Consider the following 7,136-nt stretch of genomic DNA (forward strand, 5'->3'; position numbering starts at 1 on the left):
GCCGCCGCTTCGATGAGCTCGACGAGTTCGACATGGCCGAGCCATGCCAGACCCAGCCATGCCGATGACCTGCGACACGCTATGCCGATGTCGTGAGACACCCCATTCCGATGTCCTGAGCCAGCACACTGTCAGCCCGACCGGCCGGACCTGTCGGTGGCGCGTGGAAGCGCGACCGGCATGGGGACCAGGACCTACTCGGACGAAGCTCTGATCGCGGCTGTGGCGTCCGCTCGTTCCTGGCGAGGGGTGCTTCGTCAGCTCGGGCTCAAAGCGACCTCGTCCACGGCGATCCGGTCCGTCAAGGGTCAGGCAGCGCAGCTCGGCCTGGACAGTAGCCACTTCACCGGAGCTCGAGGATGGACCGAGGATGACCTGACCCGTGCGGTCGTCACATCGACGTCCTGGAGCCAGGTGGCGACCAACCTCGGTGTGTCCGGCGGTTCCAGCACCAGTCTCCTCAAGGGCCATGCGTTGCGCCTCGGACTGGATGCCTCGCACTTGGTGTCCACAAACGAGGCAGCCGGCAGGTCCGTGTCCAGGCCCGATCTCGACAACCTGCCGAAAGCCGGGTCGCTGATGGCCGCCGCCTGGCTGGCGCTCTCCGGGTTCCAGGTCTCCTGGCCTCTCGAGCCCGCTCGCTACGACCTGGTCGCGTCTCGATGCGGCTCACTCGCCCGGATCCAGGTCAAGACGTGCCGACGATGGCAGGGAGGCGGCTGGATGGTGTCCCTGTCGACCCGCGTCAGCGCACCTGGGCCGAGTTCGGGCTCACCATCAGCGACGAGGTGTCCACCGCGACGAACGCCGAGGCCGGGATCGTCTTGAGGTCCTCGATGAGCCGGTCCCCCCAGGCGGCGTTCTGCTCGCCCTGGAAGTACCACGCCGACCCGTTGTCGGCGAGCACCAGACCGTACTTCTTCATCGCGGCCACGACGTTCTGCGCGTACGCCGAGAGCCCCGATGCGTCGTAGGACGCCGAGAGCCGGAACCGCGCGCCCATCGGCGGGTAGTCGAGCGAGGAGTTGTCGCTCGCGTCGTGGCGGGCCGGCCACAGGTGGGCGGCCGCGCTCTCCGGGGTGGTGAACCGGATGGCGTGGTCGATCTTGTTCTTCTTGACCTCGTTCCAGCGCAGCAGCCCGGGCAGGATCGGCAGCCCGGCGGCGTCGGCCGACGTCCAGCCGTCCGGGCGGAGCCTGTTCTTCTTCAGCGACCAGACCGCTCCGGAGCCGGCGTGCCAGCGCCCGTTGGACTCCCGGGCGGCGTACAGCTCGTAGAGCTTGCACGTGTTCTTGTCCACGACGATCGCGTGCCGGTCGCCGTCGGAGCTGCGGCCACCCTCGATCTTCGTGTCGCGCCCGACGGGATACTTCACGTGGTCGCTCTCGGAGGAGTAGTCGAACGACACCTTCACCTTCTTGTGCTTCTTGCCCACGACGGTGATCGGGATCCCGTAGTTGGGCCCGTCGCCGTAGGACGGCCCGAAGTCGGGGTGCAGGTCGACGTCGGTGTCCATGTGCGACAGCCACGCCGCCGAGCGGGCATGCACCGGGAGGTGCGACACGTCGGCGTGCCAGTAGTTGTCGGCCGGGAACTCCGAGCAGTGGGTGCCGGCGATCGGCTTTGCGAGCTCGGGCCGGACGGCGGCCGCCGGAGCGGCGGCGGAGAGGCCGGTGAGGAGCAGCGCTGCGGCGGTGAGGGCGCGGGCCAGCCGGAGGGCGTCGGGGGGAGCGACCATCCGCCGACCCTAGCGGCGCCCGCGGCGCGCCGTGCGAGGTTGGCGCGGCCCTGGGGTGGACGGACCCGGCGGCACCGCGTTGCTGGCCCGCCACGGTGGCTGAGGTGCGAGGCCGTTCACGGGCGCTCGTACTGAGGTGCGAGCTTGCGAGCCTCGAAGGAGCCTCGAAGCCCCGCAGGTCAGGCAACCGAGGTGAGTCCCGGCCTCGGGTGACCAGGCTTCGAGGCTCGGCAATGGGGCGCCTCGCACCTCAGCCACCGTGTCGGCCCTTCGTAGCCAAGGCACCCGTCGGACCGGCCCCTTCTCGGTGCTCAGGCGTGCTGGTAGGGCACGACGTCGTGTCCGTCATAGCACTCGTGGATGCCGAGCTCGGACGGGAAGCCGAACTTCTCGAGCTTGGCGCAGAACGGGATCTCCTGGGTCCCGATGACCTCCTTCCACGCACCGTGGCGCACCGCCCAGTAGGCGACGTACCCGCCGCCGGTGGCGCAGCCGGGCCGCGGGTAGGTGCCGAAGGTGCCGAAGGCGAACCCGTCGGTGCGCAGGCTGCGTACCGTCATGGTCGGCGCGTCCTTGCAGGCCGGCTTGTGCCCCAGCTCGTGGATCCACGCCGCGCGCAGCTCGGCGCGGGCGAACTTGCGGAACGAGCGCGGCGCGCCCGGGATCGCCTCCGGACCTGACGAGAGGTGGACGGTGCGCTCCTTGCCGCGCCACTTGATCAGGGTGCCGTCGCGGTCGGCGGGGGTCGCGAGGGCGGCGGGGACGGAGAGGGAGGCGGCAAGCGCCGCCGCGGTCAGCGAGACGACGATCTTGGGGAGGTTCATGCCCCTGCGACGCCCCGACCGTCGTGATGGTTGCTGTCGGGAAGCGATCATCGCCGGCGCTTCTCCCGCACCCGCTGCTGGAGCACGATCGGGGTCCCGGCGAAGCCGAACTCCTCCCGGAGCCGGCGCTCGATGTAGCGCTCGTAGGACGCCTCGAGCTTGCCGCTGGTGAACAGGACGAACGTCGGCGGTGCGGTCGACGCCTGGGTGCCGAACATGATCTTCGGCTGCTTCCCACCGCGGACCGGGTGCGGGTGCTCGGCCACGAGCCGGCCCAGGAACGCGTTGAGCGCGCCGGTCGACACCCGTGTCTCCCAGCCCGCGAGGGCCTTGTCCAGCGCCGGCACCAGCCGGTCGACGTGCCAGCCGGTCCGGGCGGTGACGTTGATCCGCGGCGCCCACTGGACCTGCACGAGCTCCCGCTCGATCTCCCGGTCGAGGTAGTAGCGGCGTTCCTCGTCTACCAGGTCCCACTTGTTGAAGGCGATCACGAGCGCTCGGCCGGCCTCGCGGACGGTCTGGATGATCCGCTGATCCTGCTCGGAGATCGGCTGCGAGGCGTCCAGCACCAGCACAGCCAGCTCGGCCCGGTCGATCGCAGTGGTGGTGCGGAGTGAGGCGTAGTACTCGTGCCCGGACGCCTCCTTGACCCGCTTGCGGATGCCGGCGGTGTCGATGAACCGCCAGGTGCGGTCGCCCAGTTCGACCAGCTCGTCGACCGGGTCGACGGTGGTGCCGGCGACGTTGTCGACCACCGACCGCTCCGAGCCGGCCAGCTTGTTGAGCAGCGAGGACTTCCCGACGTTCGGCTTGCCGACGATCGCGATCCGGCGCGGACCGCCGACCTCCTCGCCGATCCGCTCCGGCGGCGGCTCCGGGAGCGCCGCCAGGACGGCGTCCAGCAGGTCGCCGGAGCCGCGGCCGTGCAGGGCCGAGACAGGGTAGGGCTCGCCGAGGCCGAGGTTCCAGAGCGCGTAGGCCTCCGCCTCGGCGCGCTGGTCGTCGACCTTGTTGGCGGCCAGCACCACCGGCTTGCCGCTCTTGCGCAGGATCCGCACCACGGCCTCGTCGTCGTCGGTGATCCCTACTGTCGCGTCGACCACGAACAGCACCGCGTCGGCCAGCGTGACCGCGACCTCGGCCTGGGCGGCGATCGACGCGGCCAGCCCGCGGGCGTCGGGGTCCCAGCCGCCGGTGTCGACCACGGTGAAGGCCCGGCCGGCCCAGTCCGCGTCGTACGACACCCGGTCGCGGGTGACGCCGGGGACGTCCTCGACCACGGCCTCGCGGCGGCCGATGATCCGGTTGACCAGCGTGGACTTGCCGACGTTGGGCCGGCCGACCACCGCGAGGACGGGGACCGGGCCGACCGGCTCCTCGAGCCCCTCCTGGGACGCCTCACCCATCAGCTGGCCTCGACGTCGGTGATCCCGGTGGCCGGGTCCGGGTCGGTCTCCTTGCCGGGCAGTGGCCCGGGCAGGGATCGTCCGGTCAGCGCCTTGGCGTGGTCGAGGTGCGCGATCATGTGCCGGCGCAGCTCGACCGAGCGCGCGGCGACGTCGCGCTTGCGCCGCGGCCAGACCGTCCTCGGGATGTGGAACGGGTCGCCGAAGACCATGTCGATGACTTCGCCCTTGGCCGGCAGCGAGCTGCTGTGCGCGCCGGGCTCGCGGGTGCCGAACTGGACCACGGGCACGATCGGGGCGCCGGTCACCATGGCGAGGTAGGCCGCGCCGGTGTGGAACCGGTCGAACTCACCGCCCCCTCGCGACCCCTCCGGGAAGATGCCCACCACGTTGCCGCTGCGGAGCACCCTCAGGCAGCGCTTCACAGCGAGCGGGTCCGGGTTGAACCGGTCCAGCGGGATCTGGCCGGAGCTGAGCAGGAACCGCTTCATGAACCCCTTGAACATCTCCTGCTTGGTCAGTGCGTGGACCGGCCGCGGCGCGAAGATGGCGAGCAGCGGACCGTCCACCACGCCGATGTGGTTGCAGGCGATGATCACCGGCCCCTTCTTCGGGAGCTTCTCGCCGTACACGATGCGCACCTTGATCCGGCGCCGGATCACCGCGCGGCCGAGCGGCCGGAACGGGTAGAGGAGGTAGCGCGCCGGGTGCAGCCGAGCGCTCCGGGGCAGCTCCTGGTCGGACAGGGTCACGCGTCGCTCCCGACCAGCTCCACCAGCTCGACGATGCGGTCGACCACGTCGGCGAGCGTGTACGACGTCGTGTCGATGTGCACCGCACCATCGGCCATCACCAGCGGCGAGACCGCGCGGCCGGAGTCGATCCGGTCACGGGCCAGCAGGGACTCCTCGGTCACCCCGACGTCCGACCCGCCCTCCTCGGCCGCCCGCCGGGTCGCCCGCGCGGAGGAGTCGGCCGACAGGTAGACCTTCACCTGCGCCTCGGGCCAGACGACCGAGCCGATGTCCCGGCCCTCGACGACGATCCCGGCGCCCTTCCGGGCCTCCTCGATGAGCGCTCGCTGGACGCGGACCATCCGGGCGCGCACCTCGGGCACGACGCTCACCGGCGAGACCGCGTCGTTGACCACGGGCAGCCGGATCGCGGCGGCGACGTCCTCGCCGTCCACCGTGATCGTCGGCACCCGTGGGTCGGTGCCGCACGCGATGCGTGGCGCGTCGCAGCGGGCGGCCACCGCCTCCGGGTCGTGGACGTCGACCCCGTGGCGCAGCATCCACCACGTCATCGCGCGGTACATCGCGCCGGTGTCGAGGTAGCGCAGCCCGAGCCGGTCGGCCACCCCGCGCGACGTGCTCGACTTGCCCGATCCGGACGTCCCGTCGATCGCGACGACGATCCCGGGGCTGTCGCTGCTCACGGGCAACTACCCTATCGGTGGGTGACCCAGCCTCTGGATTCGAGAGACGCGAGGAGGTGCTCGGCCCGCTTCTCGTCGACGACCAGCTCCACCAGGCCGACCGGACGGCCGGGATCGTGGTCGATGTGCACGTCCTCGATGTTGACCTCGCTGGCCCCCGCGTCCGCGAACAACCTGGCGAGCTCGCCCGGGTGGTCGGGCACCGAGACGAACACCGACCTGGTCGGCCGGGTCGGACCGCCGTGCTTGCCGGGGATGGCCAGCGTGCCGGCCACGCCCTCCTTCAGCACGACCTCGAGCGCGTCCCGGTCGGCTCGGTCGACCGCGTCGATGATCGCGTCGAGCCGGTCGCGAACCTCGGAGAGCAGGTCCAGGACCGCCTCGGAGTTGGCCGAGACGATCTGGCCGTAGAGCACGGGGTCCCCCGCCGCCACCCGCGTCACGTCGCGGACGCCCTGCCCGGTCAGGGCCAGATGGTCGGTGGGAGCGCCGGCCAGCCGGCCGGCCGCCAGCACGGCGAGCAGGTGCGGGACGTGCGAGGTGCGCGCCACGGCGCGGTCATGCTCGACCGGGCTCATCCGCACCGGTACGCCGCCACAGAGGCGGACCAGCCCGTCCACCAGCTCCACCGCCTCCGGCAGGGCGCCCTCGTGGGGCGTCACCGCCCATGGCCGGCCGTCGAAGAGAGCCGCGCTGGCCGCCAGCGGGCCCGAGCGCTCGCTGCCGGCCATCGGGTGGCCCCCGACGTACCGCTCGACGCCGGGCACGCCGGCCACCGCCGCCAGCGGGCCGGACTTGACGCTCCCGACATCGGTCACGACCGAGCCGTACGCCTCGGTGAGCTCCAGCGCCTGCCGGATCACCGCGCCGAGGTGGTCGGGCGGGACGGCCACCACGACCAGCTGCGGCCGGTCCTCGGGTGCGGCCGGCCGGCCCGCGCCCAGCCCGGACGCCGTGCGCAGGTGGTCGGCCGACTCGTCGGCCAGGAGCACGTCGAGGCCGGCGCGCCGGAGCGCCAGGGCGATGGACGTGCCGAGCAGTCCGGTGCCGACGATCTCGACCGGTCCTGTGAGCTCACTCATCGGGCGTCGCCCGCACCCTGGTCAGGTCCCGGCGCAGTGCCGCAGCGCCGTGCAGGTAGACGTGGGTGACGTCCGACCTGGGTAGGTCGGTCTCGACGTGGGCGAGCATCCGGACGACCCGGGGCATCGACCCCTCGATCTCGAGCTCCCGGGCGCACAGGAGCGGCACCTCGCCGAAGCCGAGCTGCCGCGCGGCGTACGCGGGGAACTCCGAGACCAGGTCGGAGGTGGCGGTGAAGATCACCGAGATGAAGTCGTCGACCCCCAGGCCGTTGGCCTCCATGGCGTCGCGCACCATCTCCGCGACCCGCTCGAGCATGTGGTCGCGGTCGTCGGAGTCGAGCTGGGTCGCTCCTCGCACCGCCCTGACCGCCACGGGCGTCAAGACTAGTCAGCGCGTTGACCGCCGGTGCGCGCTGTCTCAGCCATCGCTTGCCGAGCCCGTCGAGACCTCCGCAGGAGAGGCACCCGCTGGCCCGCCGCCGGTCGAGCCCGTCGAGACCTCCGCAGCGAAGGCACCCGCTGCCCCGCCGCCGGTCGAGCCCGTCGAGACCCCCGCAGGAAAGGCACCCGCTGCCCCGCCGCCGGTCGAGCCCGTCGAGACCCCCGCAGCGAAGACACCCGCTGCCCCACCGCCGGTCGAGCCCG

At 72.0% G+C, this 7,136-nt stretch carries 8 protein-coding genes; 1 reads left to right on the forward strand and 7 read right to left on the reverse strand.

The annotated features are described in order from the left end of the window. The first annotated feature begins 579 nt into the window (after positions 1-579). A complete protein-coding gene (locus tag VFV89_RS24875) occupies positions 580-828 on the forward strand; it encodes a group I intron-associated PD-(D/E)XK endonuclease (protein WP_414690427.1) in 249 nt (82 codons plus the stop codon). On the opposite strand, the gene VFV89_RS24750 is transcribed toward VFV89_RS24875, so the two are convergent. The 7 genes from VFV89_RS24750 to aroH form a co-directional block, all read right to left on the reverse strand. Beyond that, positions 746-1,738 (reverse strand): hypothetical protein, encoded by a 993-nt coding sequence (locus VFV89_RS24750; RefSeq protein ID WP_329708661.1) that lies wholly within the window; start codon positions 1,736-1,738, stop codon positions 746-748. The genes VFV89_RS24875 and VFV89_RS24750 overlap by 83 nt on opposite strands. 311 nt (positions 1,739-2,049) lie before the next feature. Next, complete coding sequence (locus VFV89_RS24755; protein ID WP_329708662.1) at positions 2,050-2,562, reverse strand: hypothetical protein; 513 nt, start codon at positions 2,560-2,562, stop codon at positions 2,050-2,052. A gap of 47 nt (positions 2,563-2,609) precedes the next feature. Continuing rightward, positions 2,610-3,968, reverse strand: a complete 1,359-nt coding sequence (gene der / locus VFV89_RS24760; RefSeq protein ID WP_329708663.1) for a ribosome biogenesis GTPase Der — start codon at positions 3,966-3,968, stop codon at positions 2,610-2,612. Continuing rightward, a complete protein-coding gene (locus VFV89_RS24765; RefSeq protein ID WP_329708664.1) occupies positions 3,968-4,720 on the reverse strand; it encodes a lysophospholipid acyltransferase family protein in 753 nt (250 codons plus the stop codon). The genes der and VFV89_RS24765 overlap by 1 nt, the downstream gene beginning before the upstream one ends. Then, positions 4,717-5,406 carry a (d)CMP kinase gene (gene cmk / locus VFV89_RS24770; RefSeq protein WP_329708665.1) on the reverse strand — a complete coding sequence of 230 codons (690 nt, stop codon included), beginning with the start codon at positions 5,404-5,406 and terminating at the stop codon, positions 4,717-4,719. The genes VFV89_RS24765 and cmk overlap by 4 nt, the downstream gene beginning before the upstream one ends. A gap of 11 nt (positions 5,407-5,417) precedes the next feature. Next, positions 5,418-6,488: a prephenate dehydrogenase gene (locus VFV89_RS24775; RefSeq protein ID WP_329708666.1), complete on the reverse strand. Its 1,071-nt coding sequence runs from the start codon at positions 6,486-6,488 to the stop codon at positions 5,418-5,420. Further along, the gene (gene aroH, locus VFV89_RS24780) at positions 6,481-6,864 is read right to left on the reverse strand and encodes a chorismate mutase (RefSeq protein ID WP_329708667.1); all 384 of its coding nucleotides are present in this window, start codon (positions 6,862-6,864) and stop codon (positions 6,481-6,483) included. Before aroH ends, VFV89_RS24775 begins: the two co-directional genes overlap by 8 nt. Positions 6,865-7,136: the final 272 nt, after the last annotated feature.

Source organism: Nocardioides sp., from assembly GCF_036274455.1.
Taxonomy (GTDB): Bacteria; Actinomycetota; Actinomycetes; order Propionibacteriales; family Nocardioidaceae; genus Nocardioides.